Consider the following 26,295-nt stretch of genomic DNA (forward strand, 5'->3'; position numbering starts at 1 on the left):
CCTTCCTCGATACCATCGCTGGTGCCGTGCTTAGAAGCGCAGCTTGCCGGCCACGGCGAACGAACGACCCAGCACGTCGTAGGTCGACGGATAGGTGTTGCCGCTGTTGAAGGCGGTGGCACCGGCCGAGGACCCGACCACCGGCGGCTTGCGGTCGCCGATGTTGCGGCCCGTCACCGTGAAGGTGAAGTTGTCCGTGACATCGAACTGCACCGACAGGTCGAAATAGTCGTACGCGCCGATGCGGTTGAAGTTGTAGCTCCGACCCGCCAGCGGGCTCGGGCCGGTGATCGTGCCGTTGAACAGGTTGCGGTTCGTGGCGGTGAAGCCACGGGCCGCGAAGTCCGATGCCTGGCCCTCATACTGGACCGCGCCGATGTGACGCCACAGCAGCGACAGCGTACCCGGCCCGAAGGTCAGGCTGGTGCGCTGGTTCCAGGCCCATTCCGGCTGGATCGAGCCGCAGTTGACGCTGTAATAGCCGACGCAGTCGCGCGCGTAGGACGTGCTGGACGCCTGGAAGGTGTTCTTGTTCGTCCAGGTGCCCTGGAAGCTCAGGTTGAGCCCCACTTCGCCGAAGTTACGCGCATAGTTGGCGTTCAGGTCGATGCCGTCGGTCGCCAGGCGGCCGTTGTTGGTCAGCGGCTGGGGCAGACCCGGCACCGTGGCCGACGAACCGCTCAGACGGCCGTTGACCGTGCTGCGGCGGATCGAGGTGCAGGCGCTCGACGCGGCCTGCGCGGCGGTGACCGTCGCCGGGTTGTTGCCGAAGCAGGCACCCAGGATGTCGTTCGGCGTGGCCGAGGTGATCGCGTCGTTGACCTTGATGTTGAAGTAATCGACCGCAACGCTCAGGCCCGGCACCAGGCCGCGCGGCTGGATGATGACGCCCAGCGTATAGGTGTCGGCGGTTTCCGGACGGATGTTCGGATTGCCGCCGCCGGTCACGTTCACCTGGCCGCTGGCCGGGTTCTGGATCAGGCCGATCGCCGCGGCGGGTGCGCCCTGGTTGCGGCAGACGAGCGTCAGGTTGGCATTGCCGACCGGTGCCGCGCCCGCGCAGGGATCGACCAGCAGGTTGTCGAGGCTGGTGACGCTGGGCGTGAAGAGCTCGGCGATGTTCGGCGCGCGGACCGCACGCTGATAGTTGCCGCGGAACTTCAGCTCCGCGAACGGCTCCCAGCTTGCGCCGGCCTTCCAGGTGGTGGCGTTGAAGCTCGGATTGTTGGCGGCCTGGACCTTGTAGTCCGAGTAGCGGATGCCGGCTTCCAGCGTCAGCGCGCGGAAGAAGGGCTTGTCGGCGACCAGCGGGGCAATGACTTCGCCATAGGCTTCGCGCACGTCATAGCCACCCGAGAAGGGCAGGATGGCGCCGCCCGCACCGCCCAGCTCGCCCGGCGACAGCGCATAGGCATCGGGGATGCGACGATAGGTGTACTTGCGATACTCGCCACCGGCCGCGAACGCGATCGGCTCGCTCGCCCAGGGCAGGGTCGTGCCGAAATCGCCGTTCAGCACCGCGCGTGCCTGCGACAGGGCGGTCTGGATCTGGATCGTGCTCTGCCCGTTCAGGAACGCAGCCTGTTCCGGGGTGATCGAGCCGGCCTGGCCGAACAGATTGAGCGGCACGCAGTTGTTGGTGGTGACGGTGCAGGTCGTGGTATTGTTGGCGTTCAACGCCTGCTGCACGCGCGACCTGAGCACATAGCCCGACTGGGTCTGGTTCAGATCGCTCTCGCCATACGCGCCCGACACGTCCAGCTTGGCGTGTTCGGAGAACTTCAGGCGCAGGCCGGCCTTATAGTCGAACATCTGCGTGGTGTAGCGCGAGATGCGCGGGCCGATCTCGACCGTGCGGCGGTACACCGCCGGCAGCGGCAATGCGCTGTTGTTGTTGCAGGTCGCGCCCAGGGCGATGCCGTTCAGGGTGCAGATCTGATCGCGCAGGCCAGCCGACAGATAGGGATTGTTGCCCGGAATGGTCAGCGACTCGCCGAAGATGCCGGACGGCGCGATGATGGTGTCGATCGTGTTCTTCGAGAACAGGCCGCGGCTATAGACTTCGAGGTTGTCCGAGATCTCGTAATGCGCAGCCGCGTACATGTTGTAACGCTTGAACGGCGTTTGGAAGATGTTGTACGGGCTGAAGTTGAACGGCGCATAGGCCGAGACCAACGCGGTGCTGCTGGGATTCAGCTGAAGCTGACCCGCACCGAAATCCACGCCGGTCGGGACCGAGGTGGGCGACGCGCCGGAGGCGACGCCGCTGGTCGAGCCGATCGTGAAGAGCGAAACGTCGCGATCGCCCTGATAGAGCGCGTCGGCTTCCTGATAGCCGAGGCTGACCACCGCATTGCCCTTGCCGTCGTCGAAGTTCGCGCCGATCGTCAGGTCCGAGTTGAAGATGTTGCCGTCGCCACGCTCGGTGATCTGCTGGCTGGCCGAAGCCTGCACGCCGGCGAAATCGCGCTTGGTGATGAAGTTGACGACGCCCGAGACGGCATCGGCGCCATAAGAGGTGGACGCGCCGCCGGTCAGGATGTCGACGCGCTGCACGAGCGCGGCCGGGATGTTGTTGAGGTCGACCGTGCCGCCGGCCGCCGCGGGCACCAGGCGGTTGCCGTCGAGCAGCACGAGGTTGCGGTTGGCGCCGAGGTTGCGCAGGTTGACGGTCGAGAAGCCGCCATTGCCGTTGTTCACGGCCGCGCCGATGCCCGGCACCGCGCCCGGCAGTTCACGCACGATCTGCTCGACATTGGTGATGTTGCGCAGGGTCAGTTCGTTTTCGGAGACCGTGTTGACCGGGCTCGACGAAACGAGGTTCGGGTTGGTGATCAGCGTACCGGTGACGACGATGTCGCCGCCCTGGTCGGCCGGGGCCGGCGTGTTGGCATCGGTGGCCTGCTGCTGCGTTTCCTGGGTCGCGGGCGCGGTCTGCGCCATGACAGGCGAAGCGAATGCCGCGGACCCGACGATCAGCGTCGTGTGCAGCAGGCGCGAGCGGAATGGATTGCGCATCAAAATTTGGATCCCTTTTTACCGTCGATCTGGAACTGACGATCACCTGCGAGCTTATGACGCTAGGATTCTGAAAACATACGCGAAGCGCTGATGTTGTCGATTTCTCATTCAAATCGTGCAGCAGAAAAGCAAATTTGTGTTGCGTTTGGGCAACTAAGACACGCACGCTTACCTAATTGAATTTGCTATGATACTCCGAAGGTGTCATGATGACGGCGGTTTTGGTGAGTAATTCTGCCACAATCGCAATTTCCGCAGTGACAACAGGGTGCGCATGCTGAACATGGTCATGGCGGCCGCTCTGGTCGTGCAGGGAGGGCCGGCCCCGTCGTCCGCGGATGGCGCGTTCGATCAATTGACGGCGTGCCGGCGGATCGCTGCCGATGCGGAGCGGCTGGCCTGTTTCGATCGGGCGGCGGCCTCCCTCGACGACGCGCGTCGCAGGAAGGATGTGGTGGTGCTGAATCGGGCCGAGGTCCGACAGGCGAAGCGGTCGCTGTTCGGCTTCTCGCTGCCGTCGATCCGCCTGTTCGGGCAAGGCGAGGATGACGAGCCGCTGCGTCAGCTTGTCGGCCGCGTCGAGGAGGTCAGCAGCTTGCCTGGCGGCCTGTTCCGGTTCCGGGTCGAGGGGGGCGGATCATGGGATTCGACCGAGGCCGTGATGGTGCCGCTCCGCAAGGGCGACGAGGTGACGATCAAGGCCGGGACGTTGGGCAGCTATGTCGCCAACGCACCGGGACGACGCGCGGTGCGCGTGCGCCGGTTGCGCTGACGCCGGGGGCGGATGCGCCTAGCGCTCCGCCAGTAGCGCCCGCGTCACGCCGTTGGTCCAGCCGAAGCCGTCCTGCGTCGGATATTCGCCGCCGCCGCCGGGCTTGCGCTCGGTGACGTCGTACTTCTCCAGCAGCTTGCCCGAGGCGGCATATTCGCGCTCCACCGTCGCAAGCCAGCCCGCCCTGATCCGCTCGGCCGGCGCGACCAGGCCGTAGCGGCGCAGGCCGGTGATCGCCGTCCATTGCAGCGGCGCCCAGCCATTGGGATCGTCCCATTGCTGGCCCGAGGCGACCAGCGTGGTGCGCACGCCGCCCTCGCCGATCAGCGGGGCCAGCGCCGCCGCCACGCCGCGCGCCTGGTCGGGCGTGGCGATGCCGGTGAACAGGGGGAAGGTCATGGCGGCGGTCGGCTGGTCCGACACCGTCCTGGCGTCCAGGTCGTAATCGGCGAAGAAGCGGCCGTTCCACATCCAGCGACGGATCGCGGCGGCGCGGGCCTCGGCCTGTCGGGCGAAGGCGTCGGCCGCCTTGCGGTCGCCCAGCGCCCGGTACTGGTCGGCCAGCGCGCGTTCCATCCCGACCATCAGGCTGTTGAGGTCGACCGGCAGCAGCCGCGTCGTGCGGATCGTCGCCAGCGCGCGCCGGTCGCCCAGCCAGCGTGAGGAAAAGTCCCAGCCGCTTTCCGCCGCCGCGCGCAGGTCGCGATAGAGCTGGCGCGGATCGCGATCCGGCGTCGCCGCCGCCAGTTCGGCATCCTCGCGATAGCTTTCGTCGCGCGGGTCGTCGCGATCGTCCCAATAGCGATTGAGCAGCGTGCCGTCGGCCAGCCGCACGACGCGCGCGTGTTCGCCGCCGGGGGGCAGTCCCTCAGCCCCTCGCATCCACCAGTCATGCTCGGCGCGGAGCTGGCGCGTGCGGGTGGCGAGCGTCGCGGGGTCGCGGGACATGGCCGCGATCAGGTAGAAGAAGGGCGGCTGCGACCGGCTGAGATAATAGCTGCGCGTGCCGTTGGGGATATGGCCGTAGCGATCGATCAGGCTGCCGAAATCGACAATCATGTCCTCGACCAGCCGCTGCTGCCCCGAGGCCCGCAGGCCCAGCATGGTGAACCAGCTGTCCCAGTAATACATCTCGCGGAAGCGTCCGCCAGGCACGACATAGGGGCGGGGCAGCGGCAGGGCGGAGGCGCCGGGCGGCACGGTCGGCGTGGTGCGGGTCAGTTGCGGCCACAGCCGGTCGATATGCGCGACCAGGGGCAGCTTTTCCTGCGGGCGCGGCGCGGCGTCGGGGGCGAGCGCGAAATGCGCCGCGACGAACCGGCGCAGGCCCGCATCGTCGTCACAGGCGCAGGCGCGATAGGCGGCCATGATCGCGGCGGCCGGTCGCTTCGGCACCGCATCGGCGAAGGTCTTCGAATCGGGGAAGATCCGACGCATCTCCACCGCCTGGTAGAGCGGGCCGAAGATCTGCGCGGGCGAGGGGGGCATGGCGGTCGGGCTGGTCTGGGCGGTGGCGGGGGACACGGCCATCAGGCCGGCGGCGGCGGCAAGGGTCAGGCCACGTCTCACGGGCGGCTCTCCAACAGGGTGCTGCGGGCCAAGGTGACGCGGCGTTCGTCGCGGTCGACCCGCACGGTCAGCATCTCCGCCCCCATCGGCAGGCGCAGGACGAAGCCGTTCGCCGCTTGCCAGCGTTCGGGCGTCATCGGCCGCACGCTCAGGTCGCGCCAGTCGGCCTGTGCCAGCCAATGCTGGTCGGCGAACGGCCCGGCGCGGCGCAGCGCGGCCAGCCGCGCGACGAATTCCTCCAGCGCGGTGTCGCGCCCGGTCCAGTCGAGCCAGGACAATTCGTCCTGCGCATAGGCGTTGTTGTTGCCGCGCTGGCTGCGGCCGAACTCGTCGCCGGCGGTCAGCATCACCGTGCCGCGCGAGGCGAACAGCGTGGCGAGCAGCGCGCGGATATCGGCGTCGCGGCGGCGGCGGATGTCGGGATCGTCGCTAGGCCCCTCGACACCGTTGTTCCAGCAGACCTCCTCGGCATGGCCGTCGCGATTCTCCTCGCCATTGGCCTGGTTGTGGCGGCCGGAATAGCTGACCACATCGGCAAGCGCGAAGCCGTCATGCGCGCTGATGAAGTTGACGCTGCGGGTGTGGGCGGAGCGGCCGAACAGGTCCGACGATCCCGCGACCCGCGTGGCGAGCGCGCCCACGCCCAGGTCGCCGCGCCAGAAGCGGCGGACATCGTCGCGATACCGGTCGTTCCATTCCAGCCAGGTGTCGGGGAACGCGCCCAGCCGATAGCCGCCGGGGCCGATGTCCCAGGGTTCGGCGATCATGATCCGCGTCGACAGCACCGGGTCCGCCGCGATGGCGGCGAAGATCGGCGCCTGCGGGTCGAAGCCGGGCGAGCGGGCGAGGACGGGGGCAAGGTCGAAGCGGAATCCCTCTACCCCCATGCGCGCGAAGTGGCGCAAGCTGTCCAGGGCCAGCGTGCGGACATGGGGCCGTCCGAAATCCAGCGTGTTGCCGGTGCCGGCATCGTTGATCAGGCTGCCGTCCGGGGCGTGGGCATAGGATAGGGGATCGAGGCCGCGCAGCGACAGCGTCGGGCCGGCGAGATCGCTCTCGCCGCTATGGTTGAACACCATGTCCAGGATCACGCCGATCCCGGCCTCGCGCAAGGTGGCGATCGTGGCGCGCAGTTCGTCCATGCCGCCGGGGGCGAGGCGCGGATCGAGCGCCATCATCGCCACCGGATTATAGCCCCAGGCATTGGTCAGGCCGAGCGGCCCCAGATGCCGCTCGTCGATCCAGGCGACGATCGGCATCAGTTCGATCGCGTCGACGCCGATCCGGCGGAAATGGGCGATGACGGCGGGATGCGCCAAGGCCGCGATCGTGCCGCGCTGTTCGGCGGGCACCTCGGGATGGCGCATGGTGAACCCGCGCACGTTCAGCTCATAGATGAAACCGCCTGGGCAGAAGCGGCGCGGTGGCAGCGGATCGTCGGTCCAGGGAACCGGCACGATCGCGCGGGGCACCAGGTCGGCCGTGTCGACGCCGCGCTGACCGAGCCGGGGATCATAGGCGAAGGGGCGGTCGAGTTCGAGCGCATAGGGATCGACCAGCAGCTTCGCAGGGTCGAAGCCCATCGCGGCGGGGCCATCGGCGCGATAGCCGTACCGGTCGCCCGGGCCGACGCCCGGCACATCGGCGCGCCACTGGTCGTCATGGCGGATCATCGCCACGCGACGCTCGCCGCCGGAGCCGAACAGGCAGAGCATCACCATCGACGCATCCGGCGCACGCACCGCGAAGCGGGTGCGGCCCTCCACCGGATGCGCGCCGAGCGTGCCCGCCTCGGGGGCGGGCGGCCAGAGGAACGCACCGACCCGCCGCCCCAGGCGGCCGAGCACCCCCTGGCCGTCGCTCACGTCACCACATCGGGTTCGGTGCGGCCGGTGTGGTGGACGATCCCGGCCACCGCATCCGCCGCCGCGACGATGTCGGCGAGCATCGCGGTCGTGTCCTCGTCGATCCGCTCCGCCTCATAGCGTTCCAGATAGACGCGCAGCGTCGCGCCGCTGGTGCCGGTGCCCGACAGGCGGAACACGACGCGGCTGCCGCCGGCGAACAGGATGCGCACGCCCTGGTTGCGGCTGACCGAACCGTCGGTCGGATCGTGATAGGCGAAATCGTCCGCCGTCTCGATCACCAGGTCGCCGATCGCGGTGCCGGGCAGGTCGGCCAGCTTGCCGCGCAGTTCCGCCATCAGCGCATCGGCGCGCGCGCTCTCGACGCCCTCGTAATCGTGGCGGGCATAGTAGTTGCGGCCATAGGTCGCCCAATGGTCGCGCGCGATCGCATCGACCGACCGGCCGGTGGCCGCCAGGATGTTGAGCCACAGCAGCACCGCCCACAGTCCGTCCTTCTCGCGGACGTGATCCGATCCGGTGCCGGCGCTTTCCTCGCCGCAGATCGTCGCCATGCCGGCGTCGAGCAGGTTGCCGAAGAACTTCCAGCCGGTCGGCGTCTCATAGGCGGGGATGCCGAGCTTTTCGGCGACCCGGTCGGCGGCGGCGCTGGTCGGCATCGAGCGGGCGATGCCCTTCAGCCCGTTACGGTAACCGGGGGCGAGATGCGCATTGGCGGCCAGCATCGCCAGGCTGTCCGAGGGCGTGACGAAGCGGCCGCGCCCGATGATCAGGTTGCGGTCGCCGTCCCCGTCCGAGGCCGCGCCGAAATCGGGCGCGTCGGGGCCCATCATCGTGTCGTAGAGGGCGCGCGCATGGACCAGATTGGGGTCGGGATGATGACCGCCGAAATCGGGCAGCGGCGTGCCGTTGCGCACCGTGCCGGGCGCGAAGCCCAGTCGTTTCTCCAGGATCTCGGTCGCATAGGGGCCGGTGATCGCGCTCATCGCGTCGAACGCCATGGTGAGGTTCGCGGCGCGGATCGCGTCGAAGTCGAACAGCGTCTCCATCAAAGCGGCATAGTCGGTGACCGGGTCGACGATCTCGACCGTCATGGCGCCGACCGTCACCGCGCCGAGCGCGTCGAGGTCGATATCTGCGCCCTCGACGGTCAGCCAGCGGTCGATGGTCAGGGTGCGCGCATGGATCGCGTCGGTCACCTTCTCCGGCGCGGGGCCGCCATTGGCGACATTATACTTGATGCCGAAATCCTCGTCCGGCCCGCCGGGATTGTGGCTGGCCGACAGCACCAGCCCGCCCAGCGCGCCGCGCTGGCGGATCAGGTTGCTCGCCGCCGGGGTCGAGAGCAGGCCGCCGCGTCCGACCAGCACCCGGCCGAAGCCATTGGCGGCGGCGATGCGGATCGCGACCTGGATCACCTCGCGATTGAGGAAGCGGCCGTCGCCGCCGATCACCAGCGTCGCGCCGTCCTTGCCGTCGATCGCGTCGAAGACCGACTGGATGAAATTCTCGGCATAATTGGGCTGCTGGAAGACGCGCACCTTCTTGCGCAGGCCGGAAGTGCCCGGCTTCTGGTCGGTATATGGCGTCGATTCTACGGTACGGATCATGCGGCCCCCAGGCTATGATAGAGTCGGGCATAGCGGCGGCCGCTCTCCGTCCAGGAGAAGTCGGCCCGCATCCCATTGGTTTGCATCATCTTCCACGCCGCCCGGTCGGCGAACAGCTCGGTGGCGCGGGTGATGGCGTGGATCAGTGACTCGCGCGTGACACCGTCATGGACGATGCCGGTCGCGACCCCGGCGCCGCGCGCGGCCTCGTTGGCGTCGATCACCGTATCGGCCAGGCCGCCGGTCCGGGCGACGACCGGGACGCAGCCATAGGCGAGGCCGTAGAGCTGGGTCAGGCCGCACGGCTCGAACCGCGACGGGATCAGGATCGCGTCGGCCCCGCCCTGCAAGCGGTGCGACAGGGGCTCGTCATAGCCGATGCGAAGGCCGATGCGGCCGGGATGGCGGCTGGCCGCGTCACGAAAACCCTGTTCCAGCCCGGCGTCGCCCGAACCCAGCAGCGCGAGCCGGCCGCCGAGCGCGACCAGATCGTCCAGCACCTCGACCAGCACGTCCATGCCCTTCTGCCAGGTCAGACGGCTGACGACGGTGAAGATCGGCCCGTCGCCGGGGCTGAGGCCGAACGCCTGTTCGATCGCGGCGCGGTTGGTGGCGCGCTGGTCCAGCGTGTCGACATCGTAGCGCGCGGCGAGCAGCGGGTCGGTCGCCGGGTTCCACACTGCGGGATCGATGCCGTTGACGATGCCGCTGACGCTGTCGGCGCGGGCGGCGATAAGCCCCTCCAGCCCCATGCCGAAATCGCCATGCCGGATCTCGCGCGCATAGGTGGGCGAGACGGTGGTGATCGCATCGGCCGATTCCAGCCCCGCCTTCAGGAAGCCGACGCCGCCATAATATTCCACCCCGTCCAGTTGGAAGGCGTGGTGCGGCAGGCCCAGATCATGGAAGACGGAGGCGTCGAACCAGCCCTGGAACGCCATGTTGTGGATCGTCACCACGGTGCGCGCCGCCGGGCCGGGGCCGGGGGCGAAGCGCAGATAGGCGGGGACCATCGCCGCCTGCCAGTCATGCGCATGGACGATGGCGAACTCGCCGCCGGGCACCGCGCCGCTGCCCAGATCGGCGGCGGCGCGGGCCAGCGCGGCGAAGCGCCGCCAGTTGTCGGGCCAGTCCTTGCCGCCCTGGTCGGTGTAGAGGCCGCCGTCGCGCGCGAACAAGGCGGGCGCGTCGAGGATCAGCAGCGGGTGGTCGCCCAGCCGCGATTCGACCAGCCGCGCCTCGACCCCCAGCAGGTGCGGCCAGTGATGCACCACCGTGCCGGCGCGAATAGAATCGGCGAGCGCCGGATAGCCGGGGATGAGCGTCGAGGTGGCGAAGCCGTGCGGCGCGAGCGCGGCCGGCAACGCGCCGACCACATCGGCCAGCCCGCCGGTCTTCACCAGCGGATAGCATTCGGATGCGACGGAAAGGACGGGGGTCATGGATGGGCCTGTCGTGGGGCTGTGTGGCGGATCATCATCGCACGTCGTGGCAGAAGTGGCCCCTCTGCAAAATACCCTGCCACCCCGGCAAAGGCCGGGGTGGTCGCGTTGGAGAGGGGCCGGCATTCCGCAGCATCATTCGGGCGGTATGGCGAAGCCGTCCGCTTCGATTCACCCCTCACGCGGTCAGCCGGTCGATCATCGGCTGGGTGATGAGGCAGATGCCCTTGTCGGTGCGGCGGAAGCGGCTGGCGTCCAGCTCGGGATCGTCGCCGACCACCAGGCCGTTGGGGATCTGCACGCCGGCATCGATCACCACCCGGCGCAGCCGAGCGCCGCGTCCGATATGGCAATTGGGCAGCACCACCGCCTCGTCGAGCATCGAGAAGCTGTGCGCGCGCGTGCCGGTCGACAGCAGCGAGCGGTTGATCGACGCGCCCGACACGATGCAATTGCCCGATACCAGGCTGGCCACCGCGCTGCCGCGCCGGCCGTCGATGTCGTGGACGAACTTGGCCGGCGGCGTGATCTCCGAATAGGTCCAGAGCGGCCAGCTCTTCTCGTACAGGTCGAGCGCGGGGACGACATCGGTCAGGTCGATATTCGCCTCCCAATAGGCGTCGATCGTGCCGACATCGCGCCAATAGGCGCTGACCTCCGATTCCGAACGCACGCAGGACGCGCCGAACCGATGCGCCTGGGCGGTGCCGTGCTTGACCAGATAGGGGATGATGTCCTTGCCGAAATCGCGGCTGGAACCGGGCGTCGCCGCGTCGCGGCGCAGTTCCTCGATCAGGAACTTGGTGGCGAAGACATAGATGCCCAGGCTGGCGAGCGCGACGTCGGGCTGGCCGGGAATGGCGGGGGGATCGGCGGGCTTCTCGACGAAATCGACGATCCGGTCGCGTTCGTCGACATGCATCACGCCGAAGCCGACCGCCTCCATGCGCGGCACCTCCATGCAGGCGACGGTGACGTCGGCGCCACTGTCGCAATGCTGCTGGAGCATGATCTCATAGTCCATCTTATAGATATGGTCGCCCGCCAGGATGACCATGAACTCCGGACCATAGCTTTCGATGATGTCGATATTCTGGAACACCGCGTCGGCGGTCCCCTCATACCATTGGAATTCCGAGACGCGCTGCGAGGCGGGCAGGATGTCGAAGCTTTCGTTGCGCTCCGGCCGCAGGAAGTTCCAGCCGCGCTGCAGGTGGCGGATCAGCGAATGCGCCTTGTACTGGGTCGCCACGCCGATGCGGCGGATGCCCGAGTTGATCGCGTTCGACAGCGCGAAGTCGATGATGCGCGACTTGCCGCCGAAATAGACGGCGGGCTTCGCGCGCGTGTCGGTCATCTCGTACAACCGGCTGCCGCGCCCTCCCGCCAGTACATAGGCCATGGCGTCGCGTGCCAGCGGCTGCCCCCTGCGATGATCCATCCTCGTCCCTCCTGTCTCGACGGCACTGTTCCACCCGGAATGGAAACTGTCGAGGGATCGCCGCCCTGTTTGTCGCTGTTTTTATATCGGGTCCGGTCGGAGCCCGGAGGTGTGGGCGGCTAGGTCATGGCGGAGGACATCGCTGGAGGATAGGGGCGCGGCGAACGGGGTCGGGACCGACCCCGGTCCCGTTCAGCCGTCGAAGCGCAACATGATCGTGGCGAGCGGCGGCAGCGTGACCCAGCCGATCCCGTCCTTCGCCTCGATCCCGCCCAGATTGCCCAGGCCCGATCCCCAATATTCGCCCGCGTCGGAGTTCAGCACCTCCGTCCAGCGACCGTCATGGGGCAGCGGCAGGCGATAGGGCGCGCGCGCGATCGGCGTCATGTTGGTGATGACCGCGACCGGCGCCTCGCCCGGTGCCTTGCGCAGCCAGGCGAAGACCGAATTGGCGGAATCGTCGGCGACCAGCCACTCGAACCCCTCGCCCTCGCAATCGCGCGCATGGAGCGCGGGCGTCTCGCGATAGATGCGGTTGAGGTCGCGGACCAGGTTGCGCACGCCCTCATGCGCGTGGCTGTACCTGAGGCCCCAGTCGAGCGCCCGCTCCTCCGACCATTCGGCGCGCTGAGCGAATTCCTGGCCCATGAACAGCAGCTTCTTGCCGGGATAGCCCCACATGAAGGCATAATAGAGCCGCAGATTGGCGAATTGCTGCCAGTCGTCGCCGGGCATCTTGGCCAGGATCGACCCCTTGCCGTGCACCACCTCGTCATGGCTGAGCGGCAGGACGAAATTCTCGCTGAAGCTGTAGACCAGGCCGAAGGTGATCTCGCCGTGATGATGCTGGCGATAGATGGGCTCGCGCGCCATGTACTGGAGCGTATCGTGCATCCAGCCCATGTTCCACTTGAAGCCGAAGCCTAGCCCGCCATTCCGCTCGCCCGGCGGCGGCGCGGGTTGCGAGACGCCCGGCCAGCTGGTCGATTCCTCGGCGACGGTGAAGATGCCGGGATGCTGGCCATAGACGGCGCGGTTGGTGGCGCGCAGGAACTCCACCGCCTCCCAATTCTCGCGGCCGCCCTGTTCGTTCGGAATCCACTCGCCCGCCTTGCGGCTATAGTCGCGGTAGAGCATCGACGCGACCGCATCGACGCGCAGGCCGTCGATATGATAGCGCTCGGCCCAGAACAGCGCGTTGTTGACGAGGTAGCTCGACACCTCGCGCCGCCCGAAATTGTAGATCGCGGTGTTCCAGTCGGGGTGATAGCCGAGCCGCGGATCGTCATGCTCGTAGAGCGCGGTCCCGTCGAACCGGGCCAGGCCGTGCGCGTCGAGCGGGAAATGCGCGGGCACCCAGTCGAGCAGCACGCCGATCCCGGCCTGGTGCGCGGCATCGACGAAGCGGGCGAACCCCTCATGATCGCCGAACCGGGCGGACGGCGCATAGAGGCCCGTCGTCTGATAGCCCCAGGACGGATCATAGGGGTGTTCGGTGATCGGCATGAACTCGATATGGGTGAAGCCCAGATCGACCACATAGGGGATCAGCCGCTCGACCATCTGGTCCCAGCTCAGGAACCAGCCATTCTCGTCCTTGTCCCAGGAACCGGCATGGACCTCGTAGATGCTGATCGGCACGCGGCGCGGATCGACCGAGGCCCAATGTTCGCGATGCCCCGCATCCTGCCACTGGTGCTGGAACGGCCCGGTGGTCAGCGAGGCGGTGCGCGGCCGCAATTCGGCGGCGAAGGCGAAGGGATCGGCCTTTTGCGGCAGCAGCGCGCCGCCCTGCGACAGGATCTCGAACTTGTACGGCTCGCCCGCGCCCAGACCGGGGATGAAGATCTCCCACACCCCGACGCTGCCGCGCCGACGCATGACATGCTGGCGGCCGTCCCAATGGTTGAAGCCGCCGACCAGCGACACGCGGCTGGCATTGGGCGCCCAGACCGCGAAGTGCATGCCCGCGACGCCCTGATGCTCGATCGGATGGGCGCCCATCCGGTCCCACAGCCGGTGATGCGTCCCCTCGGCGAAGAGATATTCGTCGAGCGGGCCCAGCACGGGGCCGAAGCTATAGGGATCGACGACCTGCCATTCCGCCTCGCCGCGCGTCGCGCGATAGGTGGTGGGGCCGGGTTCGCCGGTGATCGGGCCTTCGAAGATGCCGGCATCGTGCACCGGCTCCAGCGTTCCCAGCGACCGGCCGTCCGGGCCGATCGCCTCGACCTTTTCGGCTCCGGCTATCCAGGTCCGGGCGAATGCGCCGTCCGGACCGGGAAAGACACCCAGAAGCGAAAAGGGATCGTCGTGACGCCCCTCGACCAGGGCGATGATGGCGTCACTTGGTGGGTTCACAGGACTCCCCAGATATCCTTGGCATATTCCCGGATGGTACGATCAGAGGAGAACCAGCCGACCCGTGCAACGTTCCGGATGGTGGATTGGTTCCATGCCTTGCGGTCGTTCCAGCGCCGGTCGACCTCGCGCTGCGCGGTCGCATAGGCGTCGAAATCGGCGCAGAGCATAAACCAGTCGCCGTCGTAGAGGCCGCCGATCAGCCCCTTGTACCGGTCGGGATCGTCGGGCGAGAAGACGCCGGAGGCGATCGCCGACAGTGCCTGGCTCAGTTCGGGCGAACGTTCGATATATTCGCGCGGATTATAGCCCTGGGCACGCTTCTCGGCGACCTGATCGGCGGTCAGGCCGAAGATCACGATATTCTCCGCGCCGACATGGTCGCGGATCTCGACATTCGCGCCGTCCAGCGTGCCGATGGTCAGCGCGCCGTTCAGCGCGAACTTCATGTTGCCGGTGCCCGACGCCTCCATGCCGGCGGTGGAGATCTGTTCGGACAGGTCGGCCGCCGGGATCATCCGTTCGGCGACGGAGACATTGTAGTTGGGGACGAAGGCCACCTTGAGCAGGCCGCCGATCGCCGGGTCGGCGTTGATCCGCCGCGCCACGTCATTGGCCAGTTTGATGATCATCTTGGCATTGTGATAGCTCGACGCCGCCTTGCCGCCGAACAGCTTCACGCGCGGCGTCCAGTCGCGTTCGGGATGGCTGCGGATCTGGTCGTACAGCGCCACCGTCTCGATGATGTTGAGCAGCTGGCGCTTATATTCGTGGATGCGCTTGATCTGCACGTCGAACAGCGCATCGGGATCGATGCGCAGGCCCATCTGCGCCTTCAGCCACTGCGCCAGCACGACCTTGTTCGAGCGTTTCACCGCCTGGAACTTGGACTGGAAGGCGCTGTCGTCGGCCAGCGTCTCCAGCCCCGACAGACGGTCCACATCGTTGCAGAAATCCGGCCCGATCGCGTCGCGGATCAGCCCGGTCAGGCCCGGATTGGCCTCGAACAGCCAGCGGCGCGGGGTGATGCCGTTGGTCTTGTTGTTGATCCGGTCGGGATAGAGGCGGTGCAGGTCGGCGAACACCGTCTGCTTCATCAGCTCGGTATGGAGCGCGGCGACGCCGTTGACCGAATGGCTGCCGGCAAAGGCCAGGTTCGCCATGCGCACGCGCCGCTCGCCGCCCTCGTCGATCAGGCTGATCGCCTTGATCGCATTGTCGTCGGAGCCCAGCGCCCGCGCCTCGCGCAGCAGCTTGGCGTTGATCGCATAGACCAGCTGCATGTGGCGCGGCAGCAGCCGCTCGAACAGCGGCAGCGGCCAGCTTTCCAGCGCCTCGGGCAGCAGCGTGTGGTTGGTATAGCCGAAGGTGCGGCGCGTAACGTCCCACGCCTCGTCGAAGCCGAGGTCGTGGAAGTCGATCAGCAGCCGCATCAGCTCCGCCACCGCCACCGCCGGGTGGGTGTCGTTGAGCTGGATCGCCGCCTTGTCGGGCAGCAGGCGGATGTCGCCGGTATATTGGACGTGGCGGCGGACGATGTCCTGGATCGAGGCGGAGGAGAAGAAATACTCCTGCCGCAGCCGCAATTCCTGCCCCGCCGCCGTCGAGTCATTGGGATAGAGGACGCGGGTCAGCGTCTCGGCGCGGAGCTGCCCGGCCAGCGCGCCCTCGAAATCGCCGTCGTTGAACCGGTCGAGCCGCAGGGGATCGATCGCGCGGGCGGTCCAGAGGCGGAGGGTGTTGACCCGCTTGCCGCGCCAACCGACCATCGGCGTGTCGACCGCGATCGCCTCCACCGCCTCGCCGGCCTTCCAATGGACATGGCCCGTCTCGGTGCCGACCACCTCGCCGCCGAAGCCGACGAAATAGGCGCTCTCGCGCCTCTCGAACTCCCAGGGGTTGCCGTGCTGCAGCCAGTTCTCGGGCAGTTCGACCTGATAGCCATCGTCGATCCGCTGGCGGAACATGCCGTTCACATAGCGGATGCCATAGCCATAGGCCGGCAGGTCGAGGCTGGCGAGGCTCTCCATGAAGCAGGCCGCCAGCCGGCCCAGGCCGCCATTGCCGAGTGCGGCGTCGGGCTCGATCTCCTCGATCTCGGCCAGGTCGACGCCCAGCGTCTTCAGCGCCTCGGCGATCTCGCCGGTCTGGCCCAGATTGGCGAGCGCGTCGCGCAGCAGCCGGCCGATCAGGAATTCCAGGCTGAGATAATAGACGCGCTTGGCCCCCTTGGCATGGGCGTCGCGGGTCGATTCCATCCAGCGCTGGATGATGTCGTTGCGGACGGTCAGGATGGTCGCGGCCAGCCAGTCATGCGGGCGGGCGGCCTTCTCGTCCTTGCCGATGCGCTGGACGAGGGTGGCGACGATCGCCGCGGCCAGCGGGTTGGTGGAGGCAACAGGCGTGGTCGAAGCGTCGAGCGAAGTGGCCAATGCGATACCCCAATCGTGGTTTCTTGTTCGTATCTATCCCGGATCGGGACCATACGCATCCCTTGTTACGTATGCGGCGGGATCAGAACATTCCGTAAAGCAGCGTGAGGTTGAGCGCGATGATGACGCCCGTGATCCCCCAAGCCAGCACGCGCAGCCAGGCGGGGCTGGCGAGTTCACCCATGATTGTCCGGCTGCCGGTGAAGCGGACCAGCGGCACCACCGCGAAGGGAAGTTGCAGGCTGAGGATCACCTGGCTCAGCACCAGAAGCTTGGTCGCGCCCGCATCGCCGGTGGCGCCGACCACGATCACCGCCGGCACGATCGCCAGCGCGCGCGTAACCAGCCTGCGCAGCCAGACGGGCAGGCGCAGGTTCAGGAAGCCCTCCATCACGATCTGCCCGGCGAGCGTGCCGGTGATCGTGCTGTTCTGGCCCGAGGCGAGAAGCGCCACCGCGAACACCACACTGGCTGCCCCCACGCCCAGCGACGGCGCGAGCAGGCGATAGGCCTGGTCGATCTCCGCCACGTCGGTGCGGCCGCTGCTGTGGAAGGTGGCCGCCGCCAGGATCAGGATCGCGGCGTTGATGAAGAAGGCGAGGCCCAGCGCGACCGTGCTGTCGATCGTCGCCATGGTCGCCGCCTCGCGCCGTCCGGCCGCATCCTCGCCATGCGCGCGGGTCTGCACGATCGAGGAATGGAGGTAGAGATTGTGCGGCATCACCGTCGCGCCCAGGATGCCGATCGCCAGATACAGCATCGCCGGGTTGGTGACGATCTGGCTGGTCGGCACCAGCCCGGTCAGGATGCCGCCCATGTCCGGCTTGGCGAGCATCAGTTCGTAGACGAAACAGCCGGCGATGATGCCGAGCAGTGCGATGATGAACGCCTCCAGCTTGCGGAAGCCGAAGCGTTGCAGCGCCAGCACCAGGAACACGTCCGCCGCCGTCACCAGCACGCCCCAGACCAGCGGCAGGCCGAACAGCAGCTTGAGCGCGATGGCCGTGCCCAGCACCTCCGCCAGGTCGCAGGCGATGATCGCGATCTCGCAGAGCAGCCACAAGGCGATCGCGACCGGCCGCGAATAATGCGCGCGGCACGCCTGCGCCAGGTCGAGCCCCGCGCCGATGCCGAGTCGCGCCGACAGCGCCTGCAGCACGATCGCCATCAGGTTCGACAGCAGCACGACCGATAGCAGGGCATAGCCGAAGGCGGAGCCGCCGGCGATGTCGGTCGCCCAGTTGCCGGGGTCCATATAGCCGACCGCGACCAGATAGCCGGGGCCGGCAAAGGCCAGGAAACGCCGCCAGAATCCGGCGCCTTGCGGCACGCGGATCGTCCGGTGGCTGTCGCCCAGCGAGCGGGCGGGTGCGGCGCGCGGGATCGGCGCGGTGGATGGAGGCATGGGCATGAACCCTGCCGCAACGCACGACGCCCGGCAAGGTGGCGGGTCACGCGGCCTTTTGCGATGGATCAACGCTTGGCGGCAAAGTCTGCCTGACCAGCCGGCAATTTGTGCCGCCATTCCCGGTCTCAATTGCCGGATCGGCCGAATAATCGAATGGAAGTTTCCCGATCGCAGTTAAATGTCATGGTTATCAGGCGGTGACCTTCAAATAAAACCTACATTAACTTGATGTAGTCTAAAACAAAATCGACATGATCGTAATAGATCGATCGCAAAAGCGGTGATCTTTGCAAGGTCGTGGCAAGACGAGGCAATTGCAAAGGATTTGGTGAGGCGATTCGCTGTTCGAATCACGAGAAGGCTGAAAGCAGCATCGTGCAGCGGATCGACGAAATCTATTGGCGTGATGTGGTTTGCGGTGCGGCGGTCCGACGGGATCGCTGCGTCGATGATCGATCGCGTCCTTTGCCGGCCCTTCGACGTGAATCAATCCAGTGCGATGGAGCGACTATAACCATGCGAGCAACCATCACGATGAAATTGGCGGCGACCTTTGCGGTCGTGCTGCTGATGTTGGCGGCGATCGTCGGCTTCGGGGTATCCCGCCTGTCGACCCTGAACGGGGCGATGAGCGATATGGCCGATGGCCCCGTCACCGATCTCGACCGCGTACAGCAATTCAACGACGCCACCACATCGGCGGTGGTCGCGGAGAAGAACCAGTCCCTGGCCCGGGATGCCGCCGCGCTCGAACGCGAAGGGGCCGAACTGAAGCGCCAGCGGATGCGGGCCGACGAGGTGATCGAGACCGCGATCGCCAAGGCGGACGATAGCGACCGGCCACTCTATATCGATGCCAAGCGCCATTGGGAGGTCTATAAGGCCGAGGCGGACAAGGCGCTGGGGCTGGCCGCCAATGGCCAGACGGCGGCGGCCAGCGCCATCTCCATGGGGTCCGCCAAGGCGGCGGCGGATCGTACCGGCGAGATCGTCGACAATATCGTCCAGAAGCAGCGCGGCGAGATGAAGGCGGCGGACGCCGCCGGTGACGCGCTCTATGCCAATGCCCGCACGACCCTGTTGATCGTCGCCGCCATGGCGCTGATCGCGGCGATCGCCGGCGCGACCTGGATCGGCCGGCTGGTCTCGCGGGGGCTGGAACGCGTGTCGGTGGCGCTGCGGGCGGTGGCGGTCGGCGATCTCGACCAGCGGCTGGAGGTCACGTCGAACGACGAGATCCGCGATCTGGTCGATACCGTCAACCGGATGACCGATACGCTGCGCGGCTCGGCCGCGCTGGCGGAGACGATCGCGAAGGGCGACCTGACCGTCGACTATCAGCCGCTATCGGATCGCGACAAGCTGGGCCAGGCGCTGAAGATGATGGTCGAGCGGCTGCGCGGCGTCGTCGGCGGCGCGACCGAGGCGGCGGGCAGCGTCGCATCGGGCAGCCAGCAGCTCTCCTCCTCGTCCGAGCAGGTGTCGCAGGGCGCGACCGAACAGGCCGCCGCCGCCGAGGAAGCCTCGGCGTCGATGGAGCAGATGGCCGCCAACATCAAACAGAATGCCGACAACGCCGCCCAGACCGAGAAGATCGCCCGCCAGTCCTCGCTCGATGCCGAGGAAAGCGGCGTCGCCGTCAACAAGGCGGTGATCGCGATGCGGACCATCGCCGACAAGATCGGGATCGTGCAGGAGATCGCCCGCCAGACCGACCTGCTGGCGCTGAACGCGGCGGTCGAGGCGGCGCGGGCCGGTGAACATGGCCGTGGCTTCGCGGTGGTGGCAGCCGAGGTGCGCAAGCTGGCGGAACGCAGCCAGGTCGCCGCCGCCGAGATCGGCGCGGTGTCCAGCGACACGGTCGCCGCGGCGACCCAGGCGGGGGAGATGCTGACCCGATTGGTGCCCGATATCCGCCGCACCGCCGAGCTGGTCGCCGAGATCAGCGCCGCTTGCCGCGAGCAGGATGTCGGCTCGAGCCAGATCAATGCGGCGATCCAGCAGCTCGACCAGGTGACGCAGCAGAACGCCTCCGCCTCCGAGCAGATCAGCGCCACCTCCGAGGCGCTGGCGGGGCAGGCCGGCGAGTTGCAGCGGACCATCGCCTATTTCCGGGTCGATACGCACGGATTGTCCGCGCCCGCCGCGCCGCGTCCTGTGCCGACCGTTGCCGCAGTGCCGCTGGTCAAGCCGGCCGGGGCCACCCCCGCCCAGCAACAGGCGCGGGCGCGCGGCTATGCGCTCGACCTGACCCAGGGCGGCGGCGACCGAGAGGATGCCAGCTTCGGACGCGCCGCATGAACGGCGACCTGACCGTCATCGTCTTCGCGATGGGCGAGGATCGGTACGCGCTGCCGGTCGCCATGGTCCGCGAGATCCTGGAGCATCGGCCCGGCTTCCGCCTGCCGGGCGCGCCGGACTGGCTGATCGGGCTGACCGATGTGCGGGGACGATCGCTGCCGATGGCCGATCTCCGCCGCTGCCTGGGCCTCGCCGCCGTGCCGCCGACCGCGCTGACCCGGTTGCTGGTCGTCGAACTGCCCGGCACCGCCGCCACGCCGTTCGAGATCGGGCTGGTCGTGGACACGGTGTGCGAGATCGCGGTCGTGGCGGCGGATGCGGTCGAGCCGCCACCCGGCGTCGGCGGGATCGCCGGCGCGGCGGGGCTCCAGGCGATGCTGCGCCAGGAGGACGGGCTGGTCGGCCTGCTCGACCTGCCTGCCGTGCTCGCCGCGCAGGGGGCGGGGGCCATGCCGTCGCTCCGCGCGGCCTGAAGGGGAGGAGACGCGATGCGCGTGATCCCTTGGATCGGCCGGTCCGCCTGCTGTCTCCTGGCGGGTCTCTCCCCAGCCGCATGGGCGATGCCGGGGCCGGATCCCGTCGCGGACGCCGCACCGGCCGCACCGGCCGCCGCCGCGCCGCCGCCCGTGACCGCCGCCATCGGCTATAAGGGCGATGTGGTCGCGGTGGCGGCGGGGCGGAACCGGTCCCAGCGCGGCGTCCGCTACATGGACATCGTCGATCTGGTCGTCTCGGCGGATCTGGAGCGGGTCGCCGGCTGGCGTGGCATGACCGCCATGGTCGATGTGCTCAATGCCAAGGGCGGCCGGGCCAACAACATCGCCAACACCTTGCAGGGCGTCGACAATTCGGAGGTGTCCGACAACCAGACGCGGCTGTTCCAGGCCTGGGTGCAGCAGAGCTTCGCCGGCGACCGGCTGTCGCTGCTGGTCGGGCGTTATGACCTGAACAGCGAATTCTACCATAATGACGCGGCCGCGCCGCTGATCGCGCCCGCCTTCGGCATCGGGTCGGAACTGGCGTCGACCGGGCCCAATGGTCCGTCGATCTTCCCGCAGACCGCGCTGGCGGTCCGGCTGCGCGCCACGGGGCCGGTGCGGGCGGACGGCGGCCGGGCCTATGCCCAGGCGGCGGTGGTGCGGGCGCCGCGCGGCATCGCCGATGACGGCCCGCGGACCGCGCTGCTGGTCGCGGAGGCGGGGTGGCAGGGCCGGACCTCGGTGGCGCTCGGCGGCTGGAGCTATACGCGGTCGCAGCCGCGGATCACCCCGCCCGGCGTCACCGTCACCGCCGGCCGCGCGATGTCGCACGGCGTCTATCTGCTCGTGGAGCAGGATCTGGCGGGGAGGGCGGATGCGCCGGGCCATTGGCGGGCATTCGGGCGCATGGGCCTGTCGGACGGGCGGACCACCCCCTTTGCCGGCGGCTGGCAACTGGGCGTGACCGGGCAGGGCGTGGTGTCCGGCCGGCCGGACAGCCTGGTGTCGCTCGGCGCCTCCAGCGGCGCGCTGAGCAGCCATTATCGTCGCGGCAATCCCCCCAAGGCATCGCCGCTCGCCAGGGCGGAATCGACCATCGAACTGACCTATTCCGACCGGGTCACGTCGTTCCTGCAGCTCCAGCCCGACGTGCAATATATCCGCCGGCCCGGCGGCGTCCGCGACCGGCCGGACGCGCTGGTCGTGGTGCTGCGCGCGGCGATCGACTGGACCCTGTTCTGAGGCGTCCGGTCAGCCGCGCGCCCGCGCCTGACGATAGGTGCCGAGCAGCCGCACCCATTTCGAGTGGAAGCCCAGTTCCTCGATGGCGCGGTCGACGCCCGCATCGCCCGGCTTCCCCTCGATATCGGCATAGAATTCGGTGGCGACGAAATTGCCGCCGCGCTGGTAGCTTTCCAGCTTAGTCATGTTGACGCCGTTGGTCGCGAAGCCGCCCATCGCCTTGTAGAGCGCGGCGGGCACGTTCTTCACCTCGAAGATCAGCGTCGTCATCCAGGGGCCGTCGCCCAGCGGCGGCCGGCCGCCGCGCGCCAGCGTGACGAAGCGGGTGGTGTTGTGGTCCGCATCCGCGATGTCGCTGGCCAGCACCTCCAGCCCGTAGAGTTCGGCCGCGCCGGGCGGGGCGAGTGCGGCGACCGCCGGATCGCTGAGTTCGCGCACCATCGCCGCCGCGCCGGCCGTGTCCGGATAGGCGACCGGCGCGATGCCATGCGCGCGCAGCCAGTGACGGCACTGGCCCAGCGCCTGCGGATGGCTCATCGCCTGGCGCACGCCCGCCATCGGCCCCAGGCCCATCAGCGTGTGGCGGATCGGCAGGAAATGCTCGCCGGTGATGACCAGGCCCGATTCGGGCAGCAGGAAATGCATGTCGGCGACGCGGCCGTGCAGCGAATTCTCGATCGGGATCACGGCACAGTCGGCGCGCGCCTCCTTCACCGCGTCCAGCGCATCGGCGAAGTCGAAACAGGGCAGCGGCAGGCCGTCCGGAAAGGCGGCGCGCGCGGCGGCATGGCTGTTGGCGCCGGGCGCGCCCTGGAAGGCGACGGCGCGTTCGCGGGCGGCGGCGGCGGCTTCGTACATCGCGGCGACGAGCGCCTGGGCGGGAGCGGCGAAATTCTGCATGGCCGCCCGCGTTTGACCGCGGGCGCTGCGGGGATCAAGCGCCGCTTGCGGTGGCGGCGATGCTTTCCTACAGTCAGGCCAAATAAAAACTGGGGCGGATATGGACCTGAAGACCAACACGATCGCAGGTTGGGCGCTCGGCGCGGCGGGCATCGCGCTCGGAACCGCGATCGTCGGCGGCATGATCTTCGAGGGCCATCGCCCGGAGAAGATGGGCTATCCGATCGAGGGGGTCGAGGAAGCGGGCGCCGGCGGCGGTGCCCCCGAGGTCGCCATCGCCTCGCTGCTGCCCACCGCCGACGTCGCCAAGGGCGCGGAAGTCTTCAAGAAATGCGCCGCCTGCCACACCGTCAACCAGGGCGGGGCCAATGGCGTGGGTCCGAACCTCTATGCCACGCTGGGCGAGGCGATCGCGCAGGGCAAGGGCGGCTTCGCCTTTTCCGACGCGCTGAAGTCGGTCGGCGGCAAGTGGAATTTCGACAATATGAATGCGTGGCTGACCAGCCCGCGCAAGTTCGCGCCCGGCACCAAGATGACCTTCGCCGGCCTGTCCAACCCCCAGGACCGCGCCAACGTCATCGCCTATCTGAACGCGCAAGGGTCCAACCTGCCGCTTCCCGCCACGCCGGCTCCGGGGGCGGAGAAGGCGGCGGCCGATACCGGCGGCAACACGGCGGCCGCGACCGAGAAGGTCGAGACCGACCGGCGCGGCGAGACGGGCGACATCGCCAATACCGGCACCCCCGCGTCCGGCGCGCCGTCGGTCGATCCGGAAGCGGCCCGCAAGGGCGCGCGGTCGGAATAAGGCTGACGTTCACGCGCAGTCGCGCCAACGCGGAGAGGTGGCGGGCGTTGCGGTGCTGGGGTCATCCCGTCTCCACGCGAGCCGTGCTTCTGCGAAAGGCGCAGAAATCCAGGCGCCTCGCCACCTCGTCCATAGCGGAACCTGCGCCACAGTCCCTGCCGTGCTCCTGCGAAGGCAGGAGCCCAGGGTCACACATACCACCCATCGTCGTTCTGCTTGGCTCTGGGCTCCTGCGTTCGCAGGAGCACGAGCCTTCCGGACTTTCGCAAAGGTTCCGGTTTGGCCGGGATGCCATAAGGGCCCTGGCGGCGGTTTCGTCTTTACCGGAATGACGGTCAGGCGCACTGAAACGCGCCCAACCGAAACGCCTTGGGTATTCGCGCCGACTTCCGCCTTACGACCGGCCGCAAACCGCCGTCAGAAACTTATCCTTGCCGAGGCCGTCAGCCGGTCGCCGCTGTTCGGGCGGTCGGCGAAGCGGGAGGGGAGGCGATCGTCCGACAGGTCCGTGCCGGTATAGGTCAGCCCCAGCACCAGCGGCCCGCGGATATGCTCCACACCGACCCGCCAGTCGTTATAGTCGCCGCCCGGTCGCAGGCGATCCACGCGCGGATCGGGGGAGCCGCCGCCGATCGACCGGCCGACCGACCCCAGCACGGTCCAGGGCGTGCCCGGTATCCCGGCGCTGGCGCCCGCATGGAGATAGGCATTGTCACCACCGATCGCCGCCTGATCGGGCGCATAGTCGATGCCGGCGTCGAACTGCGCGGGGCCGAAGGCATAGCGCGCCGCCAGGGTCAGTTCGCCATAATCCATTCGCCGGCCCGCGCCGCCGAACAGATGCGCGACGCCGCCCGCCTCGATCCGGACGCCGCCCGCATCGATGCCGCCGGTCAGCGACAGATCGGCGACCGCATCCGCCCCGTCCGCCCGCGCACCGTCCCGCAGCGACGTGACCCGCGCCGCGCCGGTCACCGCGCCGATCGTCGCCGAGGCTTCGCCTGCCACCACGGCGCGGCCGCCGCTCCAGCTCAGGCCGCGTCGGCGTTCGTCGGTGGCGACCGACAGGCCGGCCTGGACTCGTGGCCCCGCGCTGGGCGGATCGGTGATGCTGTCCTGCGCCGCCGCCATGCGAGGCAGCGCCAGCAGCGCCACCCCGGCCATCATCGTCCAGCGCGTCATCCGGTGCGCGTCGCCGCCCGGTCGAGCTCGGCACGGAGCACGTCGTGATCCTCCGCCGCCAGCACCTCGACATGGGAGCGCAACTGGTCGGTGCGGCGCGCCACCTCCTGCGCGATCGACTCGCGATGGGTGTCGCACCAGCCGGCGCGATGCCCGGCGATCGCGGAGCCGCCATCGACCGAGCGGGCCAGCGTCAGGCCCGACGCGCTGGTCGCGGCGCGATCGACGGTGACGTTCGCGCTCCACAGGCAGCGCAGCGTCGAGGGGCGGCCACCCGGCGTCGCCGCGCCGAGCTGGCGATGGGTGATGTCGACCCGGCCGCGATAGGCGGCCTCCACCGGGCCGCTGCTATGCGTGATCCGGGTGCGATGCTCGACGCCCGACTGGGTGGGCGCGGCGAAGGCGGCCCCGGCCGCCAGGCCGGTAAGCAACGTTGCGGGAAGGGTAAAGCGGGTCATGACATCATCTCCTGCACAGCCCCGGCCTGTGTCGGCCGGTAACATGAACTATTTGTCATGAATGGCTGTGCGGCGGGAGAGTTTCCATCTCCCGCCGGAAATTTTCACGCCTCGGCGCGCGCCGCCCGCTCGTCGTAGAAGCGGCGCACCACGTCCCACGCCTCCTCGGCGGTCTCGACATAGGTGAAGATGCCGAGATCGCGTTCGGACACCACGCCCTCTTCGACCAGCGCCTCGAAATTGATGACCCGCTCCCAGAAGGCGCGGCCGACCAGCAGCACCGGGATCGGCTCGATCTTGCCGGTCTGGATCAGCGTCAGCAGCTCGAACAGCTCGTCGAACGTGCCGAAGCCGCCGGGGAAGGCCGCCAGCGCGCGGGCATGGAGCAGGAAGTGCATTTTGCGCAGCGCGAAATAGTGGAACTGGAGCGACAGCGACGGGGTGACATAGGGGTTGGGGGCCTGCTCATGCGGCAGCACGATGTTGAGCCCGATCGACTCCGCGCCGACGTCCGCCGCGCCGCGATTCGCCGCCTCCATGATCGAGGGGCCACCGCCCGAGCAGACGACGAAGTGCCGCCGCCCGGCCTCGTCGCGCGGCAGGCGGCTGGTGATCTGTGCCAGTTCGCGCGCGACGTCGTAATAGCGGCTCTTCTCGACCAGCCGCTCGGCGATCCGGCGGCTCTTGTCGTCGCTGGCCATCTCCAGCAGCGCATGGGCCTTGGCCGGCTCCGGGATGCGCGCCGAACCGTAGAAGACGAAGGTGGAGGCGATCCGGGCCTCGTCCAGCGTCAACTGCGCCTTCAGCAGTTCGAGCTGGAAGCGGACGGGGCGAAGGTCCTCGCGCAGCAGGAAGTCCATGTCCTGGAAGGCGAGGCGATAGGCCGGATTTTCGGTCTGCGGCGTCGAGACGACGGTCTTGGCGCTTTCGGCATCCTGGCTGGCGCGCGGAAAGACGCGGCTGGGTACGCGGGTATCGGTCATCGCCGGGTCGTAGCCATAATCGCG

18 protein-coding genes are annotated in these 26,295 nt (G+C 68.3%); 5 read left to right on the plus strand and 13 right to left on the minus strand.

Translation table 11 applies throughout. The annotated features are described in order from the left end of the window. Positions 1-30: 30 nt before the first annotated feature. Complete coding sequence (locus QE452_RS17785) at positions 31-3,018, minus strand: TonB-dependent receptor domain-containing protein (protein WP_309660011.1); 2,988 nt, start codon at positions 3,016-3,018, stop codon at positions 31-33. 277 nt (positions 3,019-3,295) lie between these two features. Between QE452_RS17785 and QE452_RS17790 the strand changes: the two genes are divergently transcribed. Further along, the gene (locus QE452_RS17790; RefSeq protein WP_309660010.1) at positions 3,296-3,793 is read left to right on the plus strand and encodes a hypothetical protein; all 498 of its coding nucleotides are present in this window, start codon (positions 3,296-3,298) and stop codon (positions 3,791-3,793) included. Positions 3,794-3,811: 18 nt separating this feature from the next. Here QE452_RS17790 and treA read toward each other — a convergent pair whose 3' ends face one another. The 8 genes from treA to QE452_RS17830 all read right to left on the minus strand — a co-directional run bounded on the left by treA (position 3,812) and on the right by QE452_RS17830 (position 17,924). Further along, positions 3,812-5,362 (minus strand): alpha,alpha-trehalase TreA, encoded by a 1,551-nt coding sequence (treA, locus tag QE452_RS17795; protein WP_309660009.1) that lies wholly within the window; start codon positions 5,360-5,362, stop codon positions 3,812-3,814. Further along, positions 5,359-7,128 (minus strand): glycogen debranching protein, encoded by a 1,770-nt coding sequence (locus QE452_RS17800; protein ID WP_405052814.1) that lies wholly within the window; start codon positions 7,126-7,128, stop codon positions 5,359-5,361. The genes treA and QE452_RS17800 overlap by 4 nt, the downstream gene beginning before the upstream one ends. Positions 7,129-7,223: 95 nt before the next feature. Continuing rightward, positions 7,224-8,837 (minus strand): alpha-D-glucose phosphate-specific phosphoglucomutase, encoded by a 1,614-nt coding sequence (locus QE452_RS17805; RefSeq protein ID WP_309730459.1) that lies wholly within the window; start codon positions 8,835-8,837, stop codon positions 7,224-7,226. After that, positions 8,834-10,279 (minus strand): glycogen synthase GlgA, encoded by a 1,446-nt coding sequence (glgA, locus tag QE452_RS17810; protein WP_309660007.1) that lies wholly within the window; start codon positions 10,277-10,279, stop codon positions 8,834-8,836. Before glgA ends, QE452_RS17805 begins: the two co-directional genes overlap by 4 nt. A 178-nt stretch (positions 10,280-10,457) precedes the next feature. Then, entirely contained in the window at positions 10,458-11,720 is a 1,263-nt protein-coding gene (glgC, locus tag QE452_RS17815; protein ID WP_309660006.1) for a glucose-1-phosphate adenylyltransferase, read from the minus strand. A gap of 192 nt (positions 11,721-11,912) precedes the next feature. After that, positions 11,913-14,081 carry a 1,4-alpha-glucan branching protein GlgB gene (gene glgB / locus QE452_RS17820; RefSeq protein ID WP_309660005.1) on the minus strand — a complete coding sequence of 723 codons (2,169 nt, stop codon included), beginning with the start codon at positions 14,079-14,081 and terminating at the stop codon, positions 11,913-11,915. Then, positions 14,078-16,513 carry a glycogen/starch/alpha-glucan phosphorylase gene (locus tag QE452_RS17825; protein WP_405052781.1) on the minus strand — a complete coding sequence of 812 codons (2,436 nt, stop codon included), beginning with the start codon at positions 16,511-16,513 and terminating at the stop codon, positions 14,078-14,080. Before QE452_RS17825 ends, glgB begins: the two co-directional genes overlap by 4 nt. 82 nt (positions 16,514-16,595) lie before the next feature. Then, complete coding sequence (locus QE452_RS17830; RefSeq protein WP_309730462.1) at positions 16,596-17,924, minus strand: Nramp family divalent metal transporter; 1,329 nt, start codon at positions 17,922-17,924, stop codon at positions 16,596-16,598. Between the two features lie 513 nt (positions 17,925-18,437). On the opposite strand from QE452_RS17830, the gene QE452_RS17835 reads away from it, so the two are divergent. The 3 genes from QE452_RS17835 to QE452_RS17845 are packed head-to-tail and all read left to right on the plus strand — an operon-like array spanning position 18,438 to position 21,943. Continuing rightward, a complete protein-coding gene (locus QE452_RS17835; protein WP_309660003.1) occupies positions 18,438-20,222 on the plus strand; it encodes a methyl-accepting chemotaxis protein in 1,785 nt (594 codons plus the stop codon). After that, a complete protein-coding gene (locus tag QE452_RS17840; RefSeq protein WP_309660002.1) occupies positions 20,219-20,695 on the plus strand; it encodes a chemotaxis protein CheW in 477 nt (158 codons plus the stop codon). The genes QE452_RS17835 and QE452_RS17840 overlap by 4 nt, the downstream gene beginning before the upstream one ends. Positions 20,696-20,710: 15 nt before the next feature. Then, a complete protein-coding gene (locus tag QE452_RS17845) occupies positions 20,711-21,943 on the plus strand; it encodes a carbohydrate porin (protein WP_309730465.1) in 1,233 nt (410 codons plus the stop codon). A gap of 9 nt (positions 21,944-21,952) precedes the next feature. Here the strand turns inward: QE452_RS17845 and QE452_RS17850 are convergent, their stop codons facing one another. Continuing rightward, entirely contained in the window at positions 21,953-22,843 is an 891-nt protein-coding gene (locus tag QE452_RS17850; protein ID WP_309660000.1) for a prephenate dehydratase, read from the minus strand. 100 nt (positions 22,844-22,943) lie between these two features. On the opposite strand from QE452_RS17850, the gene QE452_RS17855 reads away from it, so the two are divergent. Beyond that, positions 22,944-23,648, plus strand: a complete 705-nt coding sequence (locus QE452_RS17855) for a cytochrome c family protein (RefSeq protein ID WP_309659999.1) — start codon at positions 22,944-22,946, stop codon at positions 23,646-23,648. 417 nt (positions 23,649-24,065) lie between these two features. Here QE452_RS17855 and QE452_RS17860 read toward each other — a convergent pair whose 3' ends face one another. The 3 genes from QE452_RS17860 to QE452_RS17870 all read right to left on the minus strand — a co-directional run bounded on the left by QE452_RS17860 (position 24,066) and on the right by QE452_RS17870 (position 26,271). After that, positions 24,066-24,830: a TorF family putative porin gene (locus QE452_RS17860; protein WP_309659998.1), complete on the minus strand. Its 765-nt coding sequence runs from the start codon at positions 24,828-24,830 to the stop codon at positions 24,066-24,068. Beyond that, the gene (locus QE452_RS17865) at positions 24,827-25,288 is read right to left on the minus strand and encodes a hypothetical protein (protein WP_309659997.1); all 462 of its coding nucleotides are present in this window, start codon (positions 25,286-25,288) and stop codon (positions 24,827-24,829) included. The genes QE452_RS17860 and QE452_RS17865 overlap by 4 nt, the downstream gene beginning before the upstream one ends. Before the next feature lie 104 nt (positions 25,289-25,392). After that, complete coding sequence (locus tag QE452_RS17870) at positions 25,393-26,271, minus strand: TIGR00730 family Rossman fold protein (RefSeq protein WP_125993540.1); 879 nt, start codon at positions 26,269-26,271, stop codon at positions 25,393-25,395. Positions 26,272-26,295 lie beyond the last annotated feature (24 nt).

It is taken from the genome of Sphingomonas sp. SORGH_AS_0438, assembly GCF_031453475.1.
Taxonomy (GTDB): domain Bacteria; phylum Pseudomonadota; class Alphaproteobacteria; order Sphingomonadales; family Sphingomonadaceae; genus Sphingomonas.

Bases quoted from the DNA above. Each gene is read 5' to 3' on its own strand.
- QE452_RS17785 (WP_309660011.1), bottom strand. From the start codon at position 3,018: ATGCGCAATCCATTCCGCTCGCGCCTGCTGCACACGACGCTGATCGTC.
- QE452_RS17790 (WP_309660010.1), top strand. From the start codon at position 3,296: ATGCTGAACATGGTCATGGCGGCCGCTCTGGTCGTGCAGGGAGGGCCG.
- QE452_RS17805 (WP_309730459.1), bottom strand. From the start codon at position 8,837: ATGATCCGTACCGTAGAATCGACGCCATATACCGACCAGAAGCCGGGC.
- glgA (WP_309660007.1), bottom strand. From the start codon at position 10,279: ATGACCCCCGTCCTTTCCGTCGCATCCGAATGCTATCCGCTGGTGAAG.
- glgC (WP_309660006.1), bottom strand. From the start codon at position 11,720: ATGGATCATCGCAGGGGGCAGCCGCTGGCACGCGACGCCATGGCCTAT.
- QE452_RS17830 (WP_309730462.1), bottom strand. From the start codon at position 17,924: ATGCCCATGCCTCCATCCACCGCGCCGATCCCGCGCGCCGCACCCGCC.
- QE452_RS17835 (WP_309660003.1), top strand. From the start codon at position 18,438: ATGCGAGCAACCATCACGATGAAATTGGCGGCGACCTTTGCGGTCGTG.
- QE452_RS17840 (WP_309660002.1), top strand. From the start codon at position 20,219: ATGAACGGCGACCTGACCGTCATCGTCTTCGCGATGGGCGAGGATCGG.
- QE452_RS17845 (WP_309730465.1), top strand. From the start codon at position 20,711: ATGCGCGTGATCCCTTGGATCGGCCGGTCCGCCTGCTGTCTCCTGGCG.
- QE452_RS17850 (WP_309660000.1), bottom strand. From the start codon at position 22,843: ATGCAGAATTTCGCCGCTCCCGCCCAGGCGCTCGTCGCCGCGATGTAC.
- QE452_RS17855 (WP_309659999.1), top strand. From the start codon at position 22,944: ATGGACCTGAAGACCAACACGATCGCAGGTTGGGCGCTCGGCGCGGCG.
- QE452_RS17860 (WP_309659998.1), bottom strand. From the start codon at position 24,830: ATGACGCGCTGGACGATGATGGCCGGGGTGGCGCTGCTGGCGCTGCCT.
- QE452_RS17865 (WP_309659997.1), bottom strand. From the start codon at position 25,288: ATGACCCGCTTTACCCTTCCCGCAACGTTGCTTACCGGCCTGGCGGCC.
- QE452_RS17870 (WP_125993540.1), bottom strand. From the start codon at position 26,271: ATGACCGATACCCGCGTACCCAGCCGCGTCTTTCCGCGCGCCAGCCAG.